The sequence below is a fragment of the Paenibacillus sp. OAE614 genome (assembly GCF_040546645.1).
Lineage (GTDB): Bacteria > Bacillota > Bacilli > Paenibacillales > Paenibacillaceae > Paenibacillus_AQ > Paenibacillus_AQ favisporus.
Genome location: NZ_JBEPOD010000001.1, coordinates 5,408,905 through 5,429,418, shown reverse-complemented (window position 1 = coordinate 5,429,418; position 20,514 = coordinate 5,408,905). Strand labels below are relative to the sequence as shown.

26 protein-coding genes are annotated in these 20,514 nt (G+C 50.3%); 17 read left to right on the top strand and 9 right to left on the bottom strand.

Annotation, left to right across the window (positions count from 1 at the left end; translation table 11 throughout):
* Window positions 1-37 precede the first annotated feature (37 nt).
* The 3 genes from ABIE48_RS25035 (at window position 38) to ABIE48_RS25025 (ending at window position 3,617) form a co-directional block, all read left to right on the top strand.
* Window positions 38-1,642 (top strand): extracellular solute-binding protein, encoded by a 1,605-nt coding sequence (locus ABIE48_RS25035; RefSeq protein WP_354520705.1) that lies wholly within the window; start codon window positions 38-40, stop codon window positions 1,640-1,642.
* A gap of 70 nt (window positions 1,643-1,712) precedes the next feature.
* Entirely contained in the window at window positions 1,713-2,678 is a 966-nt protein-coding gene (locus ABIE48_RS25030) for an ABC transporter permease (protein ID WP_192717450.1), read from the top strand.
* Between the two features lie 12 nt (window positions 2,679-2,690).
* Window positions 2,691-3,617: a carbohydrate ABC transporter permease gene (locus tag ABIE48_RS25025; RefSeq protein WP_192717449.1), complete on the top strand. Its 927-nt coding sequence runs from the start codon at window positions 2,691-2,693 to the stop codon at window positions 3,615-3,617.
* Between the two features lie 133 nt (window positions 3,618-3,750).
* On the opposite strand, the gene ABIE48_RS25020 is transcribed toward ABIE48_RS25025, so the two are convergent.
* Window positions 3,751-4,671, bottom strand: a complete 921-nt coding sequence (locus tag ABIE48_RS25020) for a LysR family transcriptional regulator (RefSeq protein WP_145029656.1) — start codon at window positions 4,669-4,671, stop codon at window positions 3,751-3,753.
* Window positions 4,672-4,846: 175 nt separating this feature from the next.
* On the opposite strand from ABIE48_RS25020, the gene ABIE48_RS25015 reads away from it, so the two are divergent.
* A complete protein-coding gene (locus ABIE48_RS25015) occupies window positions 4,847-5,485 on the top strand; it encodes an HD domain-containing protein (RefSeq protein ID WP_145029747.1) in 639 nt (212 codons plus the stop codon).
* Between the two features lie 351 nt (window positions 5,486-5,836).
* Window positions 5,837-6,037, top strand: a complete 201-nt coding sequence (locus ABIE48_RS25010; protein ID WP_354519856.1) for a hypothetical protein — start codon at window positions 5,837-5,839, stop codon at window positions 6,035-6,037.
* A 47-nt stretch (window positions 6,038-6,084) separates the two neighbouring features.
* Here ABIE48_RS25010 and ABIE48_RS25005 read toward each other — a convergent pair whose 3' ends face one another.
* Together ABIE48_RS25005 and ABIE48_RS25000 are read right to left on the bottom strand one after the other, a co-directional pair.
* Complete coding sequence (locus tag ABIE48_RS25005; protein WP_192717447.1) at window positions 6,085-7,221, bottom strand: S1C family serine protease; 1,137 nt, start codon at window positions 7,219-7,221, stop codon at window positions 6,085-6,087.
* Between the two features lie 12 nt (window positions 7,222-7,233).
* Complete coding sequence (locus tag ABIE48_RS25000; RefSeq protein WP_192717446.1) at window positions 7,234-8,412, bottom strand: FxLYD domain-containing protein; 1,179 nt, start codon at window positions 8,410-8,412, stop codon at window positions 7,234-7,236.
* A gap of 464 nt (window positions 8,413-8,876) precedes the next feature.
* On the opposite strand from ABIE48_RS25000, the gene ABIE48_RS24995 reads away from it, so the two are divergent.
* The 5 genes from ABIE48_RS24995 to ABIE48_RS24975 all read left to right on the top strand — a co-directional run bounded on the left by ABIE48_RS24995 (window position 8,877) and on the right by ABIE48_RS24975 (window position 11,540).
* The gene (locus ABIE48_RS24995) at window positions 8,877-9,326 is read left to right on the top strand and encodes an SRPBCC domain-containing protein (protein ID WP_354520703.1); all 450 of its coding nucleotides are present in this window, start codon (window positions 8,877-8,879) and stop codon (window positions 9,324-9,326) included.
* A gap of 107 nt (window positions 9,327-9,433) precedes the next feature.
* Window positions 9,434-10,231, top strand: coding sequence for an alpha/beta fold hydrolase (locus tag ABIE48_RS24990; RefSeq protein ID WP_192717445.1), 798 nt, complete (start codon window positions 9,434-9,436; stop codon window positions 10,229-10,231).
* A gap of 24 nt (window positions 10,232-10,255) precedes the next feature.
* The gene (locus ABIE48_RS24985) at window positions 10,256-10,711 is read left to right on the top strand and encodes a YdeI/OmpD-associated family protein (RefSeq protein ID WP_145029646.1); all 456 of its coding nucleotides are present in this window, start codon (window positions 10,256-10,258) and stop codon (window positions 10,709-10,711) included.
* 26 nt (window positions 10,712-10,737) lie between these two features.
* Window positions 10,738-11,019, top strand: a complete 282-nt coding sequence (locus ABIE48_RS24980; protein WP_354519853.1) for a class I SAM-dependent methyltransferase — start codon at window positions 10,738-10,740, stop codon at window positions 11,017-11,019.
* Complete coding sequence (locus ABIE48_RS24975) at window positions 10,947-11,540, top strand: class I SAM-dependent methyltransferase (RefSeq protein WP_354519851.1); 594 nt, start codon at window positions 10,947-10,949, stop codon at window positions 11,538-11,540. The genes ABIE48_RS24980 and ABIE48_RS24975 overlap by 73 nt, the downstream gene beginning before the upstream one ends.
* 94 nt (window positions 11,541-11,634) lie before the next feature.
* Here the strand turns inward: ABIE48_RS24975 and ABIE48_RS24970 are convergent, their stop codons facing one another.
* Both ABIE48_RS24970 and ABIE48_RS24965 read right to left on the bottom strand, forming a co-directional pair.
* Window positions 11,635-12,054, bottom strand: coding sequence for a MerR family transcriptional regulator (locus ABIE48_RS24970; protein ID WP_192717444.1), 420 nt, complete (start codon window positions 12,052-12,054; stop codon window positions 11,635-11,637).
* A gap of 34 nt (window positions 12,055-12,088) precedes the next feature.
* A complete protein-coding gene (locus tag ABIE48_RS24965; RefSeq protein ID WP_192717443.1) occupies window positions 12,089-12,487 on the bottom strand; it encodes a VOC family protein in 399 nt (132 codons plus the stop codon).
* A gap of 212 nt (window positions 12,488-12,699) precedes the next feature.
* Here ABIE48_RS24965 and ABIE48_RS24960 point away from each other — a divergent pair, with 212 nt between their 5' ends.
* Window positions 12,700-13,227, top strand: a complete 528-nt coding sequence (locus ABIE48_RS24960) for a GNAT family N-acetyltransferase (RefSeq protein ID WP_192717442.1) — start codon at window positions 12,700-12,702, stop codon at window positions 13,225-13,227.
* A 36-nt stretch (window positions 13,228-13,263) separates the two neighbouring features.
* Window positions 13,264-14,268 carry a phosphotransferase gene (locus ABIE48_RS24955; RefSeq protein ID WP_192717441.1) on the top strand — a complete coding sequence of 335 codons (1,005 nt, stop codon included), beginning with the start codon at window positions 13,264-13,266 and terminating at the stop codon, window positions 14,266-14,268.
* Between the two features lie 116 nt (window positions 14,269-14,384).
* Here the strand turns inward: ABIE48_RS24955 and ABIE48_RS24950 are convergent, their stop codons facing one another.
* Window positions 14,385-14,873 carry a DoxX family protein gene (locus ABIE48_RS24950; protein WP_192717440.1) on the bottom strand — a complete coding sequence of 163 codons (489 nt, stop codon included), beginning with the start codon at window positions 14,871-14,873 and terminating at the stop codon, window positions 14,385-14,387.
* A gap of 64 nt (window positions 14,874-14,937) precedes the next feature.
* Window positions 14,938-15,396, bottom strand: coding sequence for a MarR family winged helix-turn-helix transcriptional regulator (locus tag ABIE48_RS24945; protein ID WP_192717439.1), 459 nt, complete (start codon window positions 15,394-15,396; stop codon window positions 14,938-14,940).
* A gap of 218 nt (window positions 15,397-15,614) precedes the next feature.
* Between ABIE48_RS24945 and ABIE48_RS24940 the strand changes: the two genes are divergently transcribed.
* The gene (locus tag ABIE48_RS24940) at window positions 15,615-16,301 is read left to right on the top strand and encodes a hypothetical protein (protein WP_145029639.1); all 687 of its coding nucleotides are present in this window, start codon (window positions 15,615-15,617) and stop codon (window positions 16,299-16,301) included.
* 27 nt (window positions 16,302-16,328) lie between these two features.
* Entirely contained in the window at window positions 16,329-16,838 is a 510-nt protein-coding gene (locus ABIE48_RS24935) for a YcxB family protein (protein ID WP_145029637.1), read from the top strand.
* A gap of 20 nt (window positions 16,839-16,858) precedes the next feature.
* Here ABIE48_RS24935 and ABIE48_RS24930 read toward each other — a convergent pair whose 3' ends face one another.
* Window positions 16,859-17,500 carry an NADPH-dependent F420 reductase gene (locus ABIE48_RS24930; RefSeq protein WP_192717437.1) on the bottom strand — a complete coding sequence of 214 codons (642 nt, stop codon included), beginning with the start codon at window positions 17,498-17,500 and terminating at the stop codon, window positions 16,859-16,861.
* A 129-nt stretch (window positions 17,501-17,629) separates the two neighbouring features.
* Between ABIE48_RS24930 and ABIE48_RS24925 the strand changes: the two genes are divergently transcribed.
* Window positions 17,630-17,971, top strand: a complete 342-nt coding sequence (locus ABIE48_RS24925) for a winged helix-turn-helix transcriptional regulator (protein ID WP_192717436.1) — start codon at window positions 17,630-17,632, stop codon at window positions 17,969-17,971.
* Window positions 17,972-18,092: 121 nt separating this feature from the next.
* Here the strand turns inward: ABIE48_RS24925 and ABIE48_RS24920 are convergent, their stop codons facing one another.
* Entirely contained in the window at window positions 18,093-18,842 is a 750-nt protein-coding gene (locus tag ABIE48_RS24920; RefSeq protein ID WP_145029631.1) for a collagen-like protein, read from the bottom strand.
* 343 nt (window positions 18,843-19,185) lie between these two features.
* On the opposite strand from ABIE48_RS24920, the gene ABIE48_RS24915 reads away from it, so the two are divergent.
* Complete coding sequence (locus ABIE48_RS24915) at window positions 19,186-19,413, top strand: hypothetical protein (RefSeq protein ID WP_354519845.1); 228 nt, start codon at window positions 19,186-19,188, stop codon at window positions 19,411-19,413.
* 388 nt (window positions 19,414-19,801) lie between these two features.
* Window positions 19,802-20,146, top strand: a complete 345-nt coding sequence (locus tag ABIE48_RS24910) for a DUF805 domain-containing protein (protein WP_145950259.1) — start codon at window positions 19,802-19,804, stop codon at window positions 20,144-20,146.
* Window positions 20,147-20,514: the final 368 nt, after the last annotated feature.

Genomic DNA, 20,514 nt, shown 5'->3' with positions numbered 1-20,514 from the left:
GTCAAAACAAGCCTTGAGGAGGAATACGATCGTGAACATGCGTAACAAACGTGCAGGTTCCATGGCGGCTGTGTTAAGCGCCATCCTGCTGCTGGCGGGCTGTTCCGGGGGCGGCGATTCGAAGGGCGCGTCCGAGGGCTTTCATGAGACGGGGCTGCCGATTGTCGATAAGCCGATATCCCTGACCATTGCCGGTACTTACGATGAACGAACGGGAACGAATTGGAATGAGCTTGAGACGATTAAGGAAATCAACGAAGGGACCAATGTTCAGATTAAGTGGAACCTCAGCCCGGGCACCGATTGGGCGACAAAGCGCAACCTGATTATCGCCAGCGGCGATCTTCCCGACGTGCTGCTGGAGCTCAGCAGCTCGCAGGTCGTGACGGGAGGCGCAGACGGCATGTTTATTCCGCTGGAGGATCTCATCGAGAAATACGCGCCGAATTTGACGAATTTTCTAAACAAATACCCGGAAGTACGGCAGGCGATCACAGCTCCGGATGGGCATATTTATTCCCTGCCGATGGCCAACATGTCGGAGTATAAGCATGCCGACGGGAATACGCTGTGGGTGAACAAGGAATGGCTGAAGAAGGCCGGCTTGGAAATGCCGAAGACGACGGAGGAGCTCACGAAGGCACTCGAGGCATTCAAAACGATGGACATGGACGGAGACGGCAATCCGAATAACGAAATTCCGCTGACCGGCGTCTTCGGCGACTCGCAGTATGGGCTCGGCTACCTGTTCGGATCCTTCAATACGATCGACGAAACTTTTATCGTGCAGGATGACAAGGTGGTATTCGTCAGAGCGACGGAGGAGTTCAAAAATACGGTCAAGTACCTGCACTCATTGTATGAAAAAGGGCTGATCGATCCGGACAGCATGACGCAAAACTCCACCCAGCTGATCGCCAAGGTCTCCTCCGGCAAAAAAGCGTCTGTTGGAGCATTCTTCGCCTGGAGCGCCGACCAGATCACCAACGCGGACTACCGGTGGGATTACGGTTCGCCGATGATCCCGCTCGCCGGGCCGGACGGCTCGCAAATCACCCCGCGCAACAATTTGCAGATGACCCCAGGTATGTTCGTCATCACAAAGGTTAATCCGTACCCCGAGGCGACGATGAGATGGGTCGACCGGGCTTATGAGCCGGAAATGTCCATGAAGCTTCGCGAAGGACCGAACCGTCTGAAGAAGCTTGCTGACGGCACGTATGACACCATCCCGAATCCGGAAAACTATACGGCCGGCGAATGGAAGGTCAAAGAGACGCCTTATAATGACTTCGTCTACGGCTTCTCGCAGGAAATGCGCGACAAGCAGATTTTGCCGAAAGCAGAGCCCGGGCAGCTGGATCCCGATTTTGACGAGTGGTACGAAGCTCTGGTTCCTTACATGAAGCCTTGGGTGTACCCGAATATTATGTTCACGGACGCGCAGTACAAGAGCATCGAGCAGTATCAGACGGATATCAAAACGTACACGGATAAAATGGAAGCCCAATGGATCGCCAAAGGGGGCATTGACGAAGAGTGGAATACGTACCTGGAGACGCTGAACAAAATGGGGCTGAGCGATTATACGAAGGTGTACCAGGACGGTTACGATACGAATAAAGCGAACCTGGCCAAATAGAAAACTGCCCCCAACATCCGTTAGCGAGCTGGTTTCCAGCCCCGCGTAACGTAAAGGACGGTTGATAACGATGAACACCAAAATCGAAAGGACGGCGCTCGCACAGCTGGAGAAGCCCGCGAAACCGAAGGCTGCTTCGCTGTGGCAGCGGGTCATCCGCAACTGGCAGCTCTACGTTTTGCTGCTACCGCTTTTGCTGCATTTCGCGATATTTCAGTATGCGCCCATGTACGGTCTTCAGATCGCTTTTAAAAATTTTCGCGCCATTGACGGGATTTGGGGGAGCCCATGGGTGGGCTTCGAGCATTTCGAGCGCTTCTTCCGGTCCTATCAATTCTGGAATACGCTCAAAAATACGCTGCTGATCAATCTGTACGACCTGGTCTTTGCCTTCCCAATCGCGGTCGTGTTCGCGCTCATGCTGAATCAGGTCGCCCGGCTCCGCTTCAAGAAATGGGTTCAGACCATTACTTACGCCCCGCACTTTATTTCGACCGTTGTATTGGTCGGCATGCTGTACATTTTCTTGAATCCGCGGACGGGGATGATCAACCATTGGATCGACCTCTTCGGCGGGGAACGGATCAATTTTTTCGGCGAAGCAGCCTGGTTCAAACCGATGTACGTCATCTCGGAGATTTGGCAAACGACGGGCTGGAGCGCGATCATCTATTTGGCCGCCTTGACGTCCGTCGATCCGCAGCTGCATGAAGCCGCGATTATGGACGGGGCCAATAAATTTCAAAGGGTGCGGCATATCGATGTGCCTACGATCATGCCTGTCATTATGATCATGCTCATTCTCAAAATGGGGCACTTTGCCTCCCTGGGCTTCTCGAAAGTGCTGCTGATGCAGAACTCCTTGAATATCGATTCGTCGGAAGTGATTCAAACCTATGTGTACAAGACCGGCTTGGTCGGCGCGCAGTACAGCTACTCGGCGGCGATCGGCCTGTTCGACAACCTTATCAATTTCACCCTGCTGCTGACGATGAACCAGCTCGCCAAAAAAATGAAGCAGCAAAGCTTGTTCTAGGAGGGAGCGCTCATGGCTAAAACGGATGCATTCGACCATACCGCAAGGGTTGCCCGTTCCCGTGCCGACAAAGTGTTTGACCTGTGCAACTATACGATACTGTCCGTTATTCTGCTGATTGTCCTGTATCCTTTGTATTTCATCGTCATTTCCTCGTTCAGCGAACCGACAGCCGTCAATTCCGGGAACGTCAGCCTTTGGCCCAAAGGGTTTACGCTGGAAGGCTACCGCATCATCCTGCAGAACCATGACGTATGGAGAGGTTATGCGAATACGTTCCTGTACACGGTGATGGACGTCGCTTTTAGCTTAGCGATCATGATCCCGGGCGGCTACGCCTTGTCGCGCAAGGAGCTGGACGGGCGGAATGTGTTCATGGTGCTGATCGTCTTTACGATGTTTTTCAGCGGGGGCATGATCCCGACCTATATGGTGGTCAAAAATTTAGGCATGGTCGACACGATCTGGGCGCTGTTTGTGCCCACAGCCGCATCGGCGTATTACGTCATCGTGGTGCGGACGTTTTTCCAAAATACACTGCCGGAGGAAATGCTGGAATCGGCCAAGGTCGACGGCTGCTCGACCTTCCGCTTTTTCTTCAGCATGGTCATTCCGCTGTCCGCGCCCATCATTGCGGTCATGGCGCTGTTTACTGCGGTATCCCAGTGGAACTCCTTTTTCAGCGCGCTGATTTATCTGCACGACGCGGATCTGTATCCCCTGCAGTTAATCCTGCGCAGCATCCTGATTTCCAGCCAGATGTCGGCCCACGGAACCGATGCTGTCGTGGACCCGGAAACGATCGTGGAAGCCCAGCGGTACGCGGAACTCATCAAGTATGCTCTCATCATGGTCGCCAGCGTTCCGGTACTGGCACTCTATCCCTTCCTGCAGCGTTTCTTTGTGAAAGGGATGATGATCGGTTCGGTCAAAGGGTAAACATAACAACGAACTGCCGCGAAGTTGAAGTGCACCTCCAACGGTTAGCCGATGTCTAACCATTGGGGGTACCGTTCAAATGCGGCAGTTTTCGTGTTGGACGGGAAAAGATTAACGCGATCACGAGCGGGCTCTAGCTCTCCAACACCGCATGGGGGACCGGATTGCCTAACTTGTTATTTTCCACAAATTGCTGAAGAAGGGAAATAAACGCCCGGGCCGCGTGGCTTAAAAATTTATCCTTATTCATAATGATGACGATCTGCCGGTATAAGGTGGGATTGACGATAGGGATTGCGGATATCGCACCGTCACGGTTCAGATCGATCAGCGATTTGGATAAGATGCTGACGCCGGCACCCGATTTAACCAAATTGAAGATGGTACTGATGGAATTGGTTTCGACGAAGGGGGTCATCTGCTTGCCAGTCATGCGGCAGGTCGCGTCCACTAGCTGGCGGCACTTGTGGTTCTCGGGAAGCAGAATCAGCGGCAGCCGGTCCACTTCGGTAAAGCTAATCTCTTTTCGCTGGGCAAGCTCATGGCTGGAGGAGACGGTTAAATAAAACTGTTCGAAGTATAAAGGGATTTTGTCCAGCCGGTCATCGTCGACGGGCAGAATGGTCACGGCCGCATCGAGTTCATTATTCAGTACCTTCTCCGTAACGTTTCCGGATTCAACGATTTTGACCGTAACGTTCGGATATTTCTGATTGAAATCGACCAGAAGCGAGGACACCAAATGATTTAACTCTCCGGGGGGAGAGCCGATGGCGAGCGTTCCACGATCTCCGCTTTGCAGCTCGTTCATTTGGTCCTTTGCGCTTTGGAGTGCGTTGAAAATGACAGCCGTATGCGACTTCAGGATTTTCCCCGCCTCGGTCAACGCGATTTTCTTCCCGATTCGGTCAAAAAGAGGGGTGCCGATTTCGTCTTCAAGCGACTTGATTTGATGGCTCAGCGTAGGCTGGGTCACATTTAATTTATCTGCAGCCCGCGTGAAGTGAAGCTCCTCGCAAATCGCTTGGAAATATTCCAATTGCCGTATCTCCATGGTTCGTTTCCTCCCGATGTGTAGGACGGCATGATGAGCGTATGAATGCTATGAGCGTCCGAATGATGTGGTTTATCTATTATTATCATAGAAAGCATAATATTGATCTATCATATAGTGGATTTTACAATGAGGACATCAACAACACAATCCTTTTTTTGCGAGGTGTATGACAATGTCCTTATCCATCGGTCATGTAAAAATCCCGGACAGCGCATTAGCCAGACAGGCTGCCGAGCTGCTTCGGGATCATGGGGATGATTTGCTGTGGAACCATTCTCATCGGGTGTATCTGTTTGGTGCCGTTCAAGGGGAACAGGCCGGAATAACGTATGACGCCGAGCTGCTGTATATTAGTGCTTTATTCCATGATCTGGGACTAACCAAGCATTTCAGCAGTCCGGACAAGCGGTTTGAGGTTGACGGGGCCAATGCGGCAAGAAGCTTTTTGGAACAGCATCAGGTTCCGGAGGAGTCGATCCGGCGCGTCTGGGATGCCGTCGCGCTGCACACGACGATCGGCATTGCGCAGTATAAGGAGCCGGAAGTTGCGCTGATTTATTCGGGTGTCGGTTATGATGTCATGGGAGAAAATTTTGATGAGATCACGCCGGAGGTTCGTGAACAAATCGTAACGGCGTTCCCCCGGAACCAGTTTAAAAGCAAAATCCTGAACGCTTTTCTGGAAGGTTTCAAGCATAAGCCCGAAACGACATTCGGAAATATTAAATCGGATGTATGCGAGCTGCTGCTGCCAGGATACAAACGCCCAAGCTTCTGTGACTTGGTTCTTCACTCACATTGGGAGGAGTAGGCGGATACATCGCCTGTTCTGAAAATAAACCGGTGCCTTGCGGCATCGGTTTTTCATGCATTAGCCTTTTTCAGTTTAATTGAAGGTTTACGCCAACTACTCAGATTTTATCGCGTTCTATTTATATATACTTCATTAGAATGGCGGGGAGGGATTCCAATCAAGAAGGTACTCATTGGTTTATGGGTCATTACTCTTGCGATGTTATCCGGATGTCTAAACCATCCTTCCATGATTCAATATACCGGCGAAAGTAAAAACTGGTCTGCAAGCTATACAATTACCAAACTGAATCGTGAAGATCATATGGAGCGGTTCCAAATCCGGTACAAAGGGAAAGACCCGGCTAACGTGGGGAGAGTGAAATATAAATTCACCGGCACAACGATGAGTGGGAGCGGGGAACAAAAACTGTCAGGGAACAGAGACATCGTTAGCGGATCCGGAGGCAACGGCGCTATTCCGCTGGAAGACTCAACCATTCAGGTTACCGTCGAGTGGAGGGGCCACAAGGAAGAGATGGAGCTTTCGACCGGCGCTCCCCGTAAATAATAAGCCCCTATCCACAAGGGACAGGGGCTGTGCCAGGGCGGAGAAACTTAAAGCTTCTTCCCTTTGCCGTGCAATATTTTCAATTCTCCGTTCTCATATCCGACCGAATAGCTCATCCGGTAACCTTGATAGACGGTGCCGCTCTTACGCCGCTCCTCAGCCGTAATATCAACGCTGACCAATACGCCGTCGTCCTGCTCTTCAATCGTCAGGGAGCCTAGCGTTATATCACCGGTATTCAGATATCCCGCCCGGAAATCCTCGTAACTGATTCCACTCTGCCATTCGCTGCCGAGCAGGGAATACGCTGTGACGTAATCGCCGTTATTCAGGCTTTGATAGAAGTAAGCGACAATGTCCCGCTCGTCCGCGACCGTTCCGTCGCTGTCCGTACCGTACTCATCTCCGCCGTCCCCAGCCGGAAGCTCGGTCATCGGGGTCTTGGACCATTCCCTGGCCTGCTGAAGAATGCTTGAGATCGGAATGCTGAACCCGATTCCCGGTCCCTCGGACACAGCCGCCGAGTTGATACCCAGCACTTCACCCGTTTCTGCATTGACCAGCGGTCCGCCGCTGTTGCCGTGGGTAATCGGCGCAGAGATTTGGTACAGATTGCTGTAGGTGTACGGATCAATGTCGAAGCTGCGGCCGAGTCCGCTGATAATCCCCGTCGTTACCGTGTTTTCCAGACCCAAAGGGCTGCCGAGCGCGAGGATTTCGTCCCCGACCTCCGCCTTGTAGCCTTCGGCTACGGGAAGCGGGGCGAGTTTCTTAAGCTCAGGCACGCGAACGACCGCAACATCCGTATCGGTTCCGATCCCGATGACGGTTCCTTTATATTCTTCGTGATTCAGCGTCCGCACTGTTACCTGCTGTGACCCGGTTACGACATGGGCATTGGTTAACAGGTCACCTTGATCGTTGTACAGAAATCCGGAGCCGAGCCCGTCTCCGCTTTCGATCGTGACGACCCGTTTCTGGCTGTCCTCGATAATCTCTTTGCGCGTCTTTTTTTCTTTCGTCGCCGCCGCTGCAGTGGCTGCCTTGGCTGCCGTTTGCACCGCGAGCAGCGGCGCCCCGCCAAGCTCGTTCTCGGCCGTCCTGTGAATGAAATACGTCCCGCCGCCTCCCAAGCCGAGGATGATCAGGGAGGCCAGTGAGCTGATCCAAATGCCTTTACTCATATTCCGTGCCCCCTATTCCAAATACCAGGATGCGTTATCAACCGAGACTTCCGCTTGTTCGTAGACCCCATAGTAAGATGTCGAGAAGCTCCCTGATTCCCCTGGTTCCAGTCTGAACGGGGAAACGTTGGCATAAGCATCGCCTATGTAGGCACCGGAGGAGCTGCTGTAAACATGGAGGTAAACGCTGACCGAATAGATCGGGCGGGTCGCAGTGTTCGTGACCGTCCCGGAAATGGTCAGATCGCCGTAATCGTCCAGCACCGCCGTAACGCCGGATACATCAACGGCGGCGGTCCGGTTGTTCAATTCTTCCTCTGCGGCCTTCTGCTGGGCCAGCTGAATACGCTTCGCTTCAGCTTCCTCAAACTCCCGCTTCGCTTCCGAAATCTGCTTCCGGTACGATGTCAGCTTCGGATTGTCCGCAGCGTAGGACAACCCGTTGTCCACGGCTTCCAGCGCTCCGGCAAAATCCTTTTTCCGCAGCTTCTCTTCGGCTGACGAATAACTGATTCCGGCGATTTTGTTAATAATCTGCGCTTTGACGGCCGCCGCTTCCTGGCCGCTGAGGCCGCGGACCGTATCGAGCTTGTCAGCCAGCGCATCGACTGTGGACAGCTTGTCCAGCTGGCCTTTGATGCGAAGCACCGTCAGCATGACCTGGTCCGCCGCCAGCGATTTCTGAAGCGGTGCGAACAGCGGCTCCTGCCGCTTGCCGATCATATCCGCGATTTGCTTCAGCGCTTTTTCCCCTTCATCCAGCTTCTTGGCCTTAAGCTGTGCCGAAGCGCCGTCGAGTTGATTCTTGAGCTGGGCGGCCTTGGCCGCAAGCTCCCGGTCCCGGGTCAGTGCGGCAAAGCGCGGCCGGTGTTCTTCGGCCCGTTCCAGCAGCTGGACCGCCTCCGAATACCGTCCGGCCAACGCCTCTTTCTTGGCTTGCTGCTGAAGCGCCTTCACTTCCTGGTTTACGGACTGCTCATACTTGTAATAGAGTGTAAGACCCAGGGCAACCACTCCGGCAAGCAGAAAAGGGATGATCCACTGGAATACCCGGCCGCTTCCCCCCTTGGTGACGGCCGCCTGTGCCGGGTGCTGATCATCTCCCGGCTTGCCTGCCGCAGCTTGAGGCAGCCGAATGGCCTCGGTACCCGCGGCTACCTCAAGAACGGCCTGCCGTACTTCTTCTGTCAATAATCTTGCTCCGCACTTTCCGCATATTTTCTGTTCCGGAGCACACTTTGCCCCGCACTGATGACAATACACCCTGCTCCCCCCAGCGTTCTTGTATCGATCCGGCTGCGGTAATTGAAAGCCGGTTCCATCAAAATATCTAGGTCTTCAGCGAACCTTCTGGTTCCATAGACCTAGATTACTAATTTTTACTATACCATAATATGGATAGATGCGAGAAGAGGATTTTAATAACTTGGAGTCAGCCCATCTTTTAACGGCTGCCTGGTGTCCGATTGCCGGACGGGATAAAAGCAATTCGCAAGAAATAACAACCTGATAGTTGTGCTACGATGACGTTAGTAAAACATGTGGGCTAATGGATCCATTTTTGTGAAATTGGAGGTTGGATACCCATGACCAATCATTCGAGTAACAAGAGAATCGACACTGCCTCGAGGACGATCCAAGCATCGCCGTAAACGATTTATAATGCGTTCGTGGACCCTGAGGCTTTAGTAATGTGGCTTCCTCCGGAGGGGATGAAAGGCCGGATTTTCGAGTTCAACCCCGTGGCGGGTGGAACTTACCGGATGTCGCTGACTTATTTAGAGAACGACGGCACAATGCAAGGGAAGACCTCTGAGGATACAGACGTCGTCGAAGGAACGTTCCTGGAGTTCGTCCCGGACGAGCGTATTGTACAGGCTGTTGTATTCGAGTCAGATGATCCTGATTTTGCCGGAGAGATGATCATGACATGGACTTTAGCAGCCGACCCGAAAGGCACGGTGGTTACGATCGTATGCGAGAACGTGCCGGCAGGGATCCGGAAAGAAGATCACGACGTCGGTTTAAAGTCCACTTTGGAGAACCTGGCATTATACACGGAACATCAGGTTGGTGAGTTGAACCAGTTAAATTTGGATTGTTAAAAAATTCTTATAAAAAATCCATAAAAGATCGTGTATTTGTCGATTATGTTGAGCGGCGTTCGTTGTATTGTTAGAGGACAAAAAACGAAGCAAGGAGGCTTTGCCTTATGAGAACGGTCACATCGAAAGACGGCACGAGCATTGCTTACGACAAGGTTGGAAGCGGCCCGCCGCTCCTGCTGGTCGATGGTGCGCTGTGCAGCCGGGGGAATGGCCCGAGCAGTGCCTTGGCAGCTGCATTGCAGCAGGATTTTACCGTGTATACCTATGACCGTAGAGGGCGTGGCGAAAGTGGAAATCATGCTATTTATGGAGTTGATCGCGAGATTGAGGACCTTTCTGCTGTGATTGAAGAAGCAGGAGAGGATGTATTTCTATACGGCGTATCCTCGGGGGCAGCGCTTGCCCTTGAAGCGGCAAATCAGCTTTCGTCGATAAAAAAACTGGCGTTATACGAAGCGCCTTTTGTTGCGGACGGTAGCCGTGAAGCTGTGCCGGATGAGTACGCAGCACAAATGGATGAACTGATTAGAGCCAATCGCCGGGGTGCAGCAGTCAAGCTGTTTATGAGAAAAGGAGTCGGACTGCCGGCCCCGGTCGTGGCCATGATGCCGATGATGCCTGTCTGGTCCAAGCTTAAGTCGGTCGCCCATACGCTTCCTTATGACACCATACTGACGATCGGGCAGCAGAAAGGGAGTAAGGAGACGCTGAAGCGATGGTCGAGCGTCTCTGTCCCCACGCTTGTTGCCGTTGGCGGCAAGAGCCCGGAATGGATGCGCAATTCCATGAAGGAGCTTGCACAGGTTTTGCCGAATGCAACCCATCAAGTGCTTCCCGGTCAAACGCATATCGTGAAACCGGCCGCATTGGTCCCTGTATTGGTCGACTACTTGAAGGGATAAAAAATATATTGAGGAGGTTGCGATATGGTAACATTTACTGCTGACCTGCAGCTGCACGGAAAGACCGCAACAGGAATTGAGGTGCCGGAGGAAGTAGTCAGAAGCTTAGGCTCTGGAAAAAAGCCTGCGGTTCGTGTTACGATCCGGGGGTACGCGTACCGGACTACGATTGGAGTAATGGGCGGACGATTTTTGATTCCGGTCAGCACGGAGCATCGGAAGAAAGCGAAGGTTGCCGCCGGCGACAAACTCGAGGTTCAGTTGGAGCTGGATACGGAACCGCGTGAACTAGCCGTGCCGGACGATTTCTTGTCCGCATTGTCGCATAACGGGGTGGCGAAGTCTGCTTTTGAGAGCATGTCTTATAGTAATCGACGGCGCCTTGTTCTGGGCATTGAGGATGCCAAGACACCGGAAACCAGACAGCGGCGAATAGAGAAAGCTTTGAACGAGTTAAATAATTCCCAAAGTAAAAAGTGACATAAGCAGCGGTTAAGGAGGAAATCATGCACTCTCGACACGATTATAAAGAATTGCGTCAAACCTTTGAGCAGGCGGCCGATCTGTACCAGCAGGCACGGCCGGAGTACCCGGAAGCTTTGCTGGACGATCTGGTTCAGGCGGCTGATCTGCATCCGGGGGATCGTCTGCTGGAAATCGGTTGTGCGACAGGAAAGGCAACCCTACCGTTAGCCAAACGTGGATTCAACATGACATGCGTGGAGCTTGGAGCGGATCTTGCGGAAGCAGCCCGCGCAACCTCACCGGAATGGATGCCGAAATTATAACGGGGGGCTTCGAAGAGTGGCAGCCCGAGGCCGAGAAAAGGTTCGATTTGGTATTTGCCGCCACCGCGTGGAACTGGATTGATCCGAAGGTTCGGTATCCCAAGGCATGGCAGGTCCTGCGTCCCGGCGGACATTTGGCTTTTTGGAACGCCACTCACGTTTTTCCGGACGACGGGGATCCGTTCTTCCGTGAAATCCAAGACGTATACGATGAACTGGGCGAGGGCAAACCGAAAGACACCGACTGGCCAAGGCCGGGGGAACTGCAGGAGCAGCAAGAAGAGATCGGGCAAAGCGGCCTGTTTGAGGTCGTTCATGTTCGGCATTTCGACTGGGAACGCATCTATCATGCGGAAGAATACATTAACCTTCTGAAAACGTTCTCCGACCATATTCTTATGGAGGAATGGAAGCGTGAGAAGCTCTTCAGCGAAATCCGGGTTCGCCTGAACAGCCGTCCGGACTCGTCGGTCCGCCGCCATTGGGGCGCTGTTCTTCATGTCGCCCGGCGTTTAGACTGAAAGGGAATATAAAGTTATTCGCAGAACATTTCAAAATGACAAAGCTCCGATCGGAAAAACGGGTCAACTGGCCGATCGGAGCTTATTGTTTTTATTATGGTTTTTCTGAATCACAGGCTATATGGTCTAAATCTGGATTTTCAATGATCTCGTAATAATTGTTTATTTTGTAATCCATGATCCTTTGTGTTTCCAGTAACCGGTCAATCTCGCCCTGAATTTTATTTTTGTGTTCCATCAGAATGGAGAGTCTTTGAGGGATTGTGTCGTTGCCCTCTATGTAAAGCTTGCGGAAGCTCTTCATTTCCTCCAGCGTCATTCCGGTTGATTTGAGTCTCGTTAGAAAAATCATGCCTTCCAATTGATGCTTACTGTACATTCTGTGTCCGTTAGCCTTGCGGTCTGCATACGGAAGCAAGCCGATTTTCTCGTAATAGCGAATCGTATCTTCCGACAGACCTGTGAATTCCGCCGCTTGTTTAATGGTGCTTACACTGTCCGAATTGCAGCTCACTTTGGCTCACCTCCTGATCGTGTGCGGTTGCCCTTTAATGATGAATCTTTACAGCCGGCTGATACAATTCTAAATGTTCTCCGTCCGGTCCCTTAAAGAAAATGAATCTTGTCCCGTCGCCCACAGTGATCACTTTCTCATGAAGAAAGGTTACCCCAAGTTCGGCAATACGAGAAGCTTCCTCATCAATATCATTCACCGTGAATGCAATATGATTGACGGTTCCTTCGCCCGGCAGTCCCGAATCTGCTCTTTCCACCAGTTCGATGAGGAGAGCGGCCTCCCCAGGAAATCCTAAAAATCCAAGTCGTGTTTTCGCATTGGGTTGACGTATTTCTTTTAACTCCATGCCGAGGACTTTGCCGTAAAACGCAGCACTTTCATCAATACTCTTTACCACAACACCTACATGTTCCAGCTTTTGAATTCCCATGATTTATCGCGCCCCCAGAACGTAAAGTTTACTTGCTGAGGATCATGATATAACCTGGAGTATGCTCCAAGTCAATAGAAGGTTCTAGAGAATATACCCCACAATGCTAAGGTTTGAACTCCCGAAAGCAGGACAGTTTGGTTATAGCCATTCAATACCTGAAGCTTATGGTAAAATTATCAAGTATGAATGCGAGCCAATGGAGGAAGCCCATGTGGAATTACAGGAAATTAGGTTTTGAGGACGCTGAGCTCATCAACGGGATGAACCCATCGCAATTTATTAAAAATGCATGGCGGGATGTCGACGGAAAACGGCAATTGGTCGAGATCAACTACCATGACAAGGATTGGCCGAACGGCTATGACTATCATTTGAGCCATTTAAGGGACACCATACAGTCTGGTGGTGAAGCCGTAGGAGCCTTTGATGGAAACAACAACCTAATAGGTTTTGCCGCGGTCAATCGGGAAGTCTTTGGTGACAAGTACCGGTATGTATTATTGGATCAATTATTCATTACGCTGGAGCATAGAGGTAAAGGGATCGGTAAAAAACTATTCGCGATCGCGGCTCATCAGGCGAGGGAGTGGGGAGCTAAGAAATTGTATATCTGCGCAGGTTCAGCCGAAGAAACGATTGCCTTTTATGGCGCAATGGGATGCCAGGAAGCGGCGGAGGTTAACCGGAAGTTGCTGGAGAACGATCCAAGGGATGTACAGTTGGAGTTTGTTTTGTAGTTTCCGAATAACCACCCCATAAGGAGCTGTGGAAGCATGCATGAAAAGTCGAGTATTTCCGAATTTCAAAAATTGTGCTACGCGCTGAAGTTAGGCGAACTGCGATCTGCCCCTGTACCGGTTACCGGTGGGCTGCTTCACAAAATGTACGCGGTGGAAACTGCGACAGGCAAATATGCCGTGAAGGCATTAAATCCGCAGATTATGACCAGACCAACTGCAGTGAACAACTACACCATGTCTGAGCGGATTGCGAATTACGCGGCAAAATTCATTCCTGCCCTTCCCGCAAAGAAGTTTGACGGGGATTCGCTGCAGCGATTAGAGGACAGGTATTATCTTGTTTTTGATTGGACCAGTGAGAACAGCCTGAAGCATGGTGAAATAGACACGACTCATTGCGAAAAAATGGGTGACATTCTAGCAAAGCTGCATTGGATCGACTTTTCAGTTTTAGGAATCGAAACTCCACTATTCTCGAATTCGGCTCTAACGGATTGGGGCTTCTATTTGGAGAAAGGACTAGAAAACCGTGCCGAGTGGACCGGTCAGCTGCTCGAAAGCATGGAACATTTACATAAATGGAATACAGCCGCCATCGAATCGGTGAACGGGCTTTCTTCTGAATGTGGGATTACCCATGGGGATTTGGACCCGAAAAACGTGCTGTGGTCAGGTCATGAGCCCTTACTGATTGACTGGGAATCCGCCGGTTATAAAAATCCGATGCTGGACTTACTGGAAACCGCAGTTTATTGGTCCGAAAATGAGACGGGTGAGATACAGCGGGACAAAATTGCAGCCTTTTTACATGGTTATAAAACAGCTCAAGGTCGCATTCCATCCGATTGGAGGCTGATTCTGGCTGGCGGATTATTGTCCAAACTGGAATGGCTGGAATATAGTCTGAAACGGTCTTTGTGGATCGAATGCACGGATGAAGAAGAACAGAAAACCGGAACAGAGCAAGTTTCGAAAACATTGGATGCTATAAAGCACTATACAGAATCCATCCTCAGGATGGAAGAATGGCTAAAATAACAGGCTTTAGAGAAGCGCAGTCTATGTTGATGCTGACTGGACAGCGGCTCGGATCCGTTCCCATGGTCATACTGTCCAGTTTTGATGGCAGTCGATAAGCGAAATGCAATGTTGTATTATCTGGGTGCCCCGAACTTCACACCCTGCTTCCGCACGGGTCGCTGACGAAGGTAATACCTCCAGATGGCAAGACTTACGGACAGAAACAGGATCTGCATGAGGGTACGGGGAATCAATGTGTCCTCAGGATGGGTATAAAGGCCGTTCAACGCTATGTATAGATTGGCAGGGAACATCACGATCAGCAAAAGTGACAGCCCGCAAGATGCCCAAAGGACAGTAGGCCGCCACAATAAACCTAGGGCTCCGGCCAATTCCAGCACACCGGTGATCGTCACGATGAGGCCGGGATAGGGCAGGGCTGGCGGAACCATACCGATAAGCTCTGTGCGAAGATAGACGAAGTGTACCGTCCCGGTCAACATGAACATCGCTGCCAGACCGCCCCGAAGCGCAACAGGCCATGGGCGCAATCGCTGAATCCCCGCAGCACCCGCAATGAGAATAACAATCGTGACGGCGACCAGTACAATTAAGGGTTCCATAACATAACCTCCATCATCAATGTGTATAGCTACTAAACACTATATCCAAAAAAAATAGTTATGGTTATTCATGAGTCATTCTTTCTTCCAGCTTCGTTAAAAAATCCTTGATCCATCGCGCCTGCTCGTCAGGCGCATCTCCTAACACTTCCACAACCATGTTTTTGAATTGGTTCTGATAATCCAAGTGGCGGGCATAGGCAATTTCGCCTTTAGGGGTGACCTTGAGCATCAGCCTGGACTGATTACGGGCATCCTTTTCTTTGGTCACCAGCCCTTTCTGTTCGAGCTTCTTCAATACCTGGGATATGGCCCCTTTCGTTACTCCGCAGAGTTCTGCCAACGCAGTGATATGAATGCCCTCATGCTCTCTGATCTCAGCCAGCGTGTAGATCTCGGAATGATACAACGGTTCCTCAACACCATAATCCCTGATCTTTCGGTCTTGTTTCCCAAACGTTTGAAACACATCCAGCAGGAGTGTGCCAATGTTCTCTTTGGTAAGTTTCTCACTGTTCGTCATGAGTTGAAGTGTATAGCATCTAAACACTATTGTCAAAGACTTTTTATAAAGGCATTATCCCTATAGCTTCTTATGGATTAGTTACGATCTGGGTATAGAAAAGCCACTGAAGTTATGGAAATCATTTCTTATATTGGTCGAATTAATCCTATGCTACAATCCATAGGTATGCCTGTGGCATCGGTATACAACTACAACCAGAAACGGCAGATGATACATTGATCAGGAAATTTCTAAAAAAAGTTTGGCCCTATGCGTTGATTATCTTTGTTATCGTAGGGATCTACGACCATCGGTTAAACGAAGCGAAGGAGCAAACGGAGAAGGTAAACAAGCTGTATCAAGCCAAAATTGACAGCGGCTTTCTTACGCTTTTGAAAGACGGCTATTCCTTGATGCCCCTGGCACAAACCATTGAAAAGATCAGTACGGTGAGTGATCAGGAAGACCCGGCTCAGGTACAGAAGCTCATCGAGATGGCCAAGACTCAATCGGAGGACGCCACTCATTATCTCGAGACGATTATCGAGTTTAGTGATAATTATGCGATGGAATCGGTTCCCCAGGTTATGGTCAATTATACCGTGATGACTTCCAAGAAACAGGAGGATATGTACTACTTGGCCCATCAAGGTGACCTATACTGGCTGATGCGCGGGATTAGTTATCACTATTGGAAAGACAAGCCAAAGATCATTTCTAAGGACACCCGGAACACTCTGGCATCCGCCGCTAAGGGGCTCAAGGCATTGGATAGCACACTCCTATCCTTCAAAGATGATGCAAGTCACGCCATTGAATGGGGCGATTCCAGAGAGATCGGACAGATTAAAGATCTCTTCCTGCATGAAATTAAGCCTCATCTGGAACAGCTGGTAAAAATCAAAAGCGAAATCAAAGAGTAGATTAAGCTTATATTATGGAGGGTTTAAATGGTTATTTCTTTTGACATCAACAAAGAGGATTATTGGAAATTCAACAAGCATGTCATCATGAACAACTTGAAATACAAGCGGCGGTTTCTCACTAGTCTGATTCTCCTTCCGGTAGTGATGAGCATTATTTTTATGCTGATGCAGCTGCCGACATGGTACTCCTGGACTGCTGGAATTATCCTGGGACTTGGTGTACACGTTTACTCTTACAAGCGATTTAAAAGGCGGGTCTTGTCCCTGGTGGACGATAAACCCGGGCTGCTGGGAGAGCATACGATTACCTTGGCGGATGAAGGAATCATTGAGAATACGTCTGTGAACGAAAGTATACATAAATGGCCTGGAATCAGAAGCATCGAGCACAATGATGAGTATATTTTTATTTTCCTGAATCAGACGATGGCGCATATTATTCCCAAAAGGGCTTTTGAGAGCTCCGAAACCGCTGCTGTTTTCCTGAAAGAGGCGCAATCCAATTGGGAAAGAGAATCCCGACGAACTGCGTAATTAAAGAGTGGAGGAGAGGTTTATCCACGCGTTAACAAGGCAAATGCCGCACTCGGTGATTGCAACTGCATTTCGCTGATGACGCAGGCAAGCATGATGGATTCCTGAAGGCGGCTTCGGCTGATATCCCCCAGATCAATAACCGTTGACCAGCCGAGGTCTTTCAACAGAGTCCTGACTTGCTCCTTGGACTCCAAGTTGTTGCCGGACATAAACATGACCGGTGAGCCTTCGCTAAAATGCGGGTGAACCATGATTTGATCGCTGACGATATTGAGCGTTTTAACGATAGAACTGTCAGGCAGCAGCTGTTGGACGATTTCCCCTGCAGATGTTTCGTTATGGAGCAAACGCGGCCCGCCGTCAAAGGATACGGCATTGCTGACGTCGATGACGGTTTTATTTTTTAAACAGGCAGGGTCGATAGATTCCAGCACGTCTTTCAAACCATTCCAAGGAAGCGCCAGAATCATCGTCTCTCCAAACCGGGCGGCTTCGTCAAAAGTGACCATTCTGACCGAACGACCGGTCTCCTTTTTCCAAGATGCGTGTTTCGGATGATCGGGTTTCCGGCTGCTCACGACAACGCGATGGCCCGACATCGCTAAACCTTTAGCTAACGCTTTACCTACATTTCCGGATCCCAAAATCCCGATTTTCATGTTCGATTCCCCCCTCACGAGCCATTATAGAGTTGGGTCCATGCCGGGAACAATAAGGCACTTTTTTGTATCCAGGCATGCACGCGCAGCTTGGTGTATAATGTTGGAAAAAAATAGGGAGGGAGTCCAATGCCTGTGCAGCTGAATGAGTGTCCGGTCGAGGTGGTCATATCCAGTCTAAGCGGGAGATGGAAGATACCGATATACCGGTATTTGTACAAAAACGACCAGCCCGTGCGTTACAGCGCATTGCAGCGCCATTTGCCGTCCATTTCCAAGAAAGTACTGACGGAACAGCTCCGCGAGCTGGAGCGTGACGGCATCATTGAACGGAAATCGTACCCGGAGCCCCGGCCCAGAGTGGAATATTCGCTGACTTTGGCGGGACGATCCATGATTGGATTTCTGGATCAGATCAGCGAGTGGGGAGAGAAGCATATGTATCTACAAAAAGAAACTCCGCAAAGCTGACCTGGAATTCTATTTGATATCTTGTAAACAGATATGCAAACGCCAAGAAATCGCTATGCTAGTAGCAAAGCGATTTCTTGCGCATATATTACTAATAATCTTGGAGCCGCCGCTAGGTTGTTTAGGCCGACGCCAATTTTTCAATCACGATCGAAGCGCTAGTCACAGGCGTTCCGCCGCCTATGGTAGCCTGCAGTGTCAGAGCACCCATGTTATCGATGCGGTTCAAAGTCAAGGTGCCTCCCGCAGTTAACAGCGCGACGACCTGACCCTGATAAGGGTTGTTGCCTGCACTGGAGCCATAGTTGCTGCAAGGAACCAGCGTGGCAGGCAGCGGTCCGGCGGCATCCGGATCGAAGAACAGGCCGAATGCGCTGTTTCCGGGAGTCGGGAATACTTCCCAGCTGATGTTATAGAAGCCGGTTTCCAGAATATTGACGGTGGAAGGGCTGGTGAAGGAAGTGGCCGTTCCGACAATGTCAGAATTATTAAAGGTGACGGCGCCGCCTTGGCCTCCGGGAGTGGGGGCAGCGGCTATGGTTTGATCGACCGTGCTGCACAAGAACGCAAACGAGGCGATGCCTCCGGCAGGGCCAGCAGGGCCGGCAGGACCTTGTGCTCCGGCAGGCCCTTGAGGACCAGCAGGACCTTGTAGTCCGGTAGCACCTTGAAGTCCTGGAATACCCTGTGCTCCAGGAAGACCTTGTGGACCTGCAGGACCTTGCGGGCCTTGCGGACCGGCCGGAGCATTTACTTTAATTTTCGGGGGAGGACAGTTTACCTTTACAACTTTTTTAATGACGCGGTGTTTCTTATTTCTATGGTGGTGAAAAACAATTTTACCTCTGCAATGCTTTCTTGGACAATGCAATGATATACACCTCCTGTCGATTTGTCTACAGAGTATGGGTTTGCTTCACATTTGGCATGGACTAATAACTATCATTTGCTAGACTAACGGCTATATTTTGAGAAAACGGGCATATGCGGGGTATTTCTTGGGACAAGCGGTTTGTCTGCCAATCCATAGGAATAAATTGATAGATTGGTTTACATATTCGATATTTTCAGAAGGCGATGCTATTTTGACGCATTATTAAAAATGGAGAGAGATAGACAATTGAGAGCACAAACGGGCGAAATGGATACTGCATAGCTGAAAAAAGTGCCCGGACTTAGGCAGGTGTGCGATGACTATTAAGGGAAGGCAAAGGATGGGAATGATCCAACATAAAGAAGTGTATATCTTTGCGGGGTTTATCTGGTGCCTTCTGTTTGCGGTCATTAGCTTTTACTGGGCAGGCGGAGGCATGATTGGCGTAAATACATTAGGAGGGTTCATCTATAATCAAGCCATAGAAAGGGAAGCACCGTTCGTAGCCATGGTCTGGCTTACTGGATTCGTGAAATTGTGCGGGGCTTATTTTTGCTGCTGCTTCTAAGGCCATGGTCCAGCATGACGAACCGGGTTTTATATGTTCTAGGGCTACTCGCGGGGATTTTGCTATTCTTATACGGCCTGGCCAACGTTGTTTCTCTTATTTTTGCCTGCATAGGGCTGCTGTCCCTGCAGATTGACGATTTTGCGCTCAGGTGGAGGCTCTTTTTTTGGGAGCCATTTTGGATGCTGGGAGGAGCATTGTTTACCCTTGCTGCATTCAAGTTTAAAAGGGAAGTCAATTCATGAGCCTTTTATTCAGCAGTGAACTTCTCAGCAGTCGGCCGCTTTTTTTCATTTTTGAAATTTCATGGAAAAATTTGATGGTATCTGCTGTGTTTGATTTCATGCTAAACTCAATCGGATTCAATATAGAATAGGGGAAGTTTAGGATGGAATGGTATTTAAAAGCATTGAAAAATTACGCGGGATTTCAGGGGAGGGCGTCCAAAAAGGAATATTGGATGTTTATGCTGTATGAAGGAGTGATCTACCTCGTGCTTTCCGTTCTCGAGGAAATCGTGGGGCTGTCTTACATATTATCCGGGATCTATTTTGCAGCTACCTTCTTGCCGGCTTTGGCGGTTGCATGCCGCAGACTCCACGATACGGGAAGAAGCGGTTGGTGGAACTTGATCTTCCTGATACCGGTCGTGGGCATCATTATTTTTGTTGTGCAAACCTGCCAGGCAAGTCAGGAGACGGATAACCAATATGGCCCCCAGCCTGTGAAGTAATGTTTGGGAAGGCGGGCGAGACATAAGGATATCATCACAAGAGGAAGGCTGCCGGCCGATTGAGCCGGGAGTCTTTTTTGCCCGGCATTCTTCTTATAACTAAATCATGTGCAGCTTGGCGGAAAGGTTTGAATGGTCAGGTGCAGCAGACCGGAAGGATTGGGGAAAAGCTACTTGTTTGCATGGGGTTTGCATGGGCTTTGCGGCTCGGTTGGTCAATTTTGATATGCCGCCCATATCCCGCTGGATCACTCAAAAATGACACATTGTCCGCTTGTCCAAGCCGCTTGTCATCAGGCCGCAGGCACCTTGTTACCGGGGGTTAGGGGCAGCAGCTAAAATGACATATTTACGAGCACTGCTCCCTG

What these genes read in the sequence shown, in the direction of transcription:
- ABIE48_RS25035 (WP_354520705.1), top strand. Translation starts at nt 38, where the DNA reads ATGCGTAACAAACGTGCAGGTTCCATGGCGGCTGTGTTAAGCGCCATC.
- ABIE48_RS25030 (WP_192717450.1), top strand. Translation starts at nt 1,713, where the DNA reads ATGAACACCAAAATCGAAAGGACGGCGCTCGCACAGCTGGAGAAGCCC.
- ABIE48_RS25025 (WP_192717449.1), top strand. Translation starts at nt 2,691, where the DNA reads ATGGCTAAAACGGATGCATTCGACCATACCGCAAGGGTTGCCCGTTCC.
- ABIE48_RS25020 (WP_145029656.1), bottom strand. Translation starts at nt 4,671, where the DNA reads ATGGAGATACGGCAATTGGAATATTTCCAAGCGATTTGCGAGGAGCTT.
- ABIE48_RS25015 (WP_145029747.1), top strand. Translation starts at nt 4,847, where the DNA reads ATGTCCTTATCCATCGGTCATGTAAAAATCCCGGACAGCGCATTAGCC.
- ABIE48_RS25005 (WP_192717447.1), bottom strand. Translation starts at nt 7,221, where the DNA reads ATGAGTAAAGGCATTTGGATCAGCTCACTGGCCTCCCTGATCATCCTC.
- ABIE48_RS24990 (WP_192717445.1), top strand. Translation starts at nt 9,434, where the DNA reads ATGAGAACGGTCACATCGAAAGACGGCACGAGCATTGCTTACGACAAG.
- ABIE48_RS24985 (WP_145029646.1), top strand. Translation starts at nt 10,256, where the DNA reads ATGGTAACATTTACTGCTGACCTGCAGCTGCACGGAAAGACCGCAACA.
- ABIE48_RS24980 (WP_354519853.1), top strand. Translation starts at nt 10,738, where the DNA reads ATGCACTCTCGACACGATTATAAAGAATTGCGTCAAACCTTTGAGCAG.
- ABIE48_RS24975 (WP_354519851.1), top strand. Translation starts at nt 10,947, where the DNA reads ATGCGTGGAGCTTGGAGCGGATCTTGCGGAAGCAGCCCGCGCAACCTC.
- ABIE48_RS24965 (WP_192717443.1), bottom strand. Translation starts at nt 12,487, where the DNA reads ATGGGAATTCAAAAGCTGGAACATGTAGGTGTTGTGGTAAAGAGTATT.
- ABIE48_RS24960 (WP_192717442.1), top strand. Translation starts at nt 12,700, where the DNA reads ATGTGGAATTACAGGAAATTAGGTTTTGAGGACGCTGAGCTCATCAAC.
- ABIE48_RS24955 (WP_192717441.1), top strand. Translation starts at nt 13,264, where the DNA reads ATGCATGAAAAGTCGAGTATTTCCGAATTTCAAAAATTGTGCTACGCG.
- ABIE48_RS24950 (WP_192717440.1), bottom strand. Translation starts at nt 14,873, where the DNA reads ATGGAACCCTTAATTGTACTGGTCGCCGTCACGATTGTTATTCTCATT.
- ABIE48_RS24945 (WP_192717439.1), bottom strand. Translation starts at nt 15,396, where the DNA reads ATGACGAACAGTGAGAAACTTACCAAAGAGAACATTGGCACACTCCTG.
- ABIE48_RS24935 (WP_145029637.1), top strand. Translation starts at nt 16,329, where the DNA reads ATGGTTATTTCTTTTGACATCAACAAAGAGGATTATTGGAAATTCAAC.
- ABIE48_RS24930 (WP_192717437.1), bottom strand. Translation starts at nt 17,500, where the DNA reads ATGAAAATCGGGATTTTGGGATCCGGAAATGTAGGTAAAGCGTTAGCT.
- ABIE48_RS24925 (WP_192717436.1), top strand. Translation starts at nt 17,630, where the DNA reads ATGCCTGTGCAGCTGAATGAGTGTCCGGTCGAGGTGGTCATATCCAGT.
- ABIE48_RS24915 (WP_354519845.1), top strand. Translation starts at nt 19,186, where the DNA reads ATGGGAATGATCCAACATAAAGAAGTGTATATCTTTGCGGGGTTTATC.
- ABIE48_RS24910 (WP_145950259.1), top strand. Translation starts at nt 19,802, where the DNA reads ATGGAATGGTATTTAAAAGCATTGAAAAATTACGCGGGATTTCAGGGG.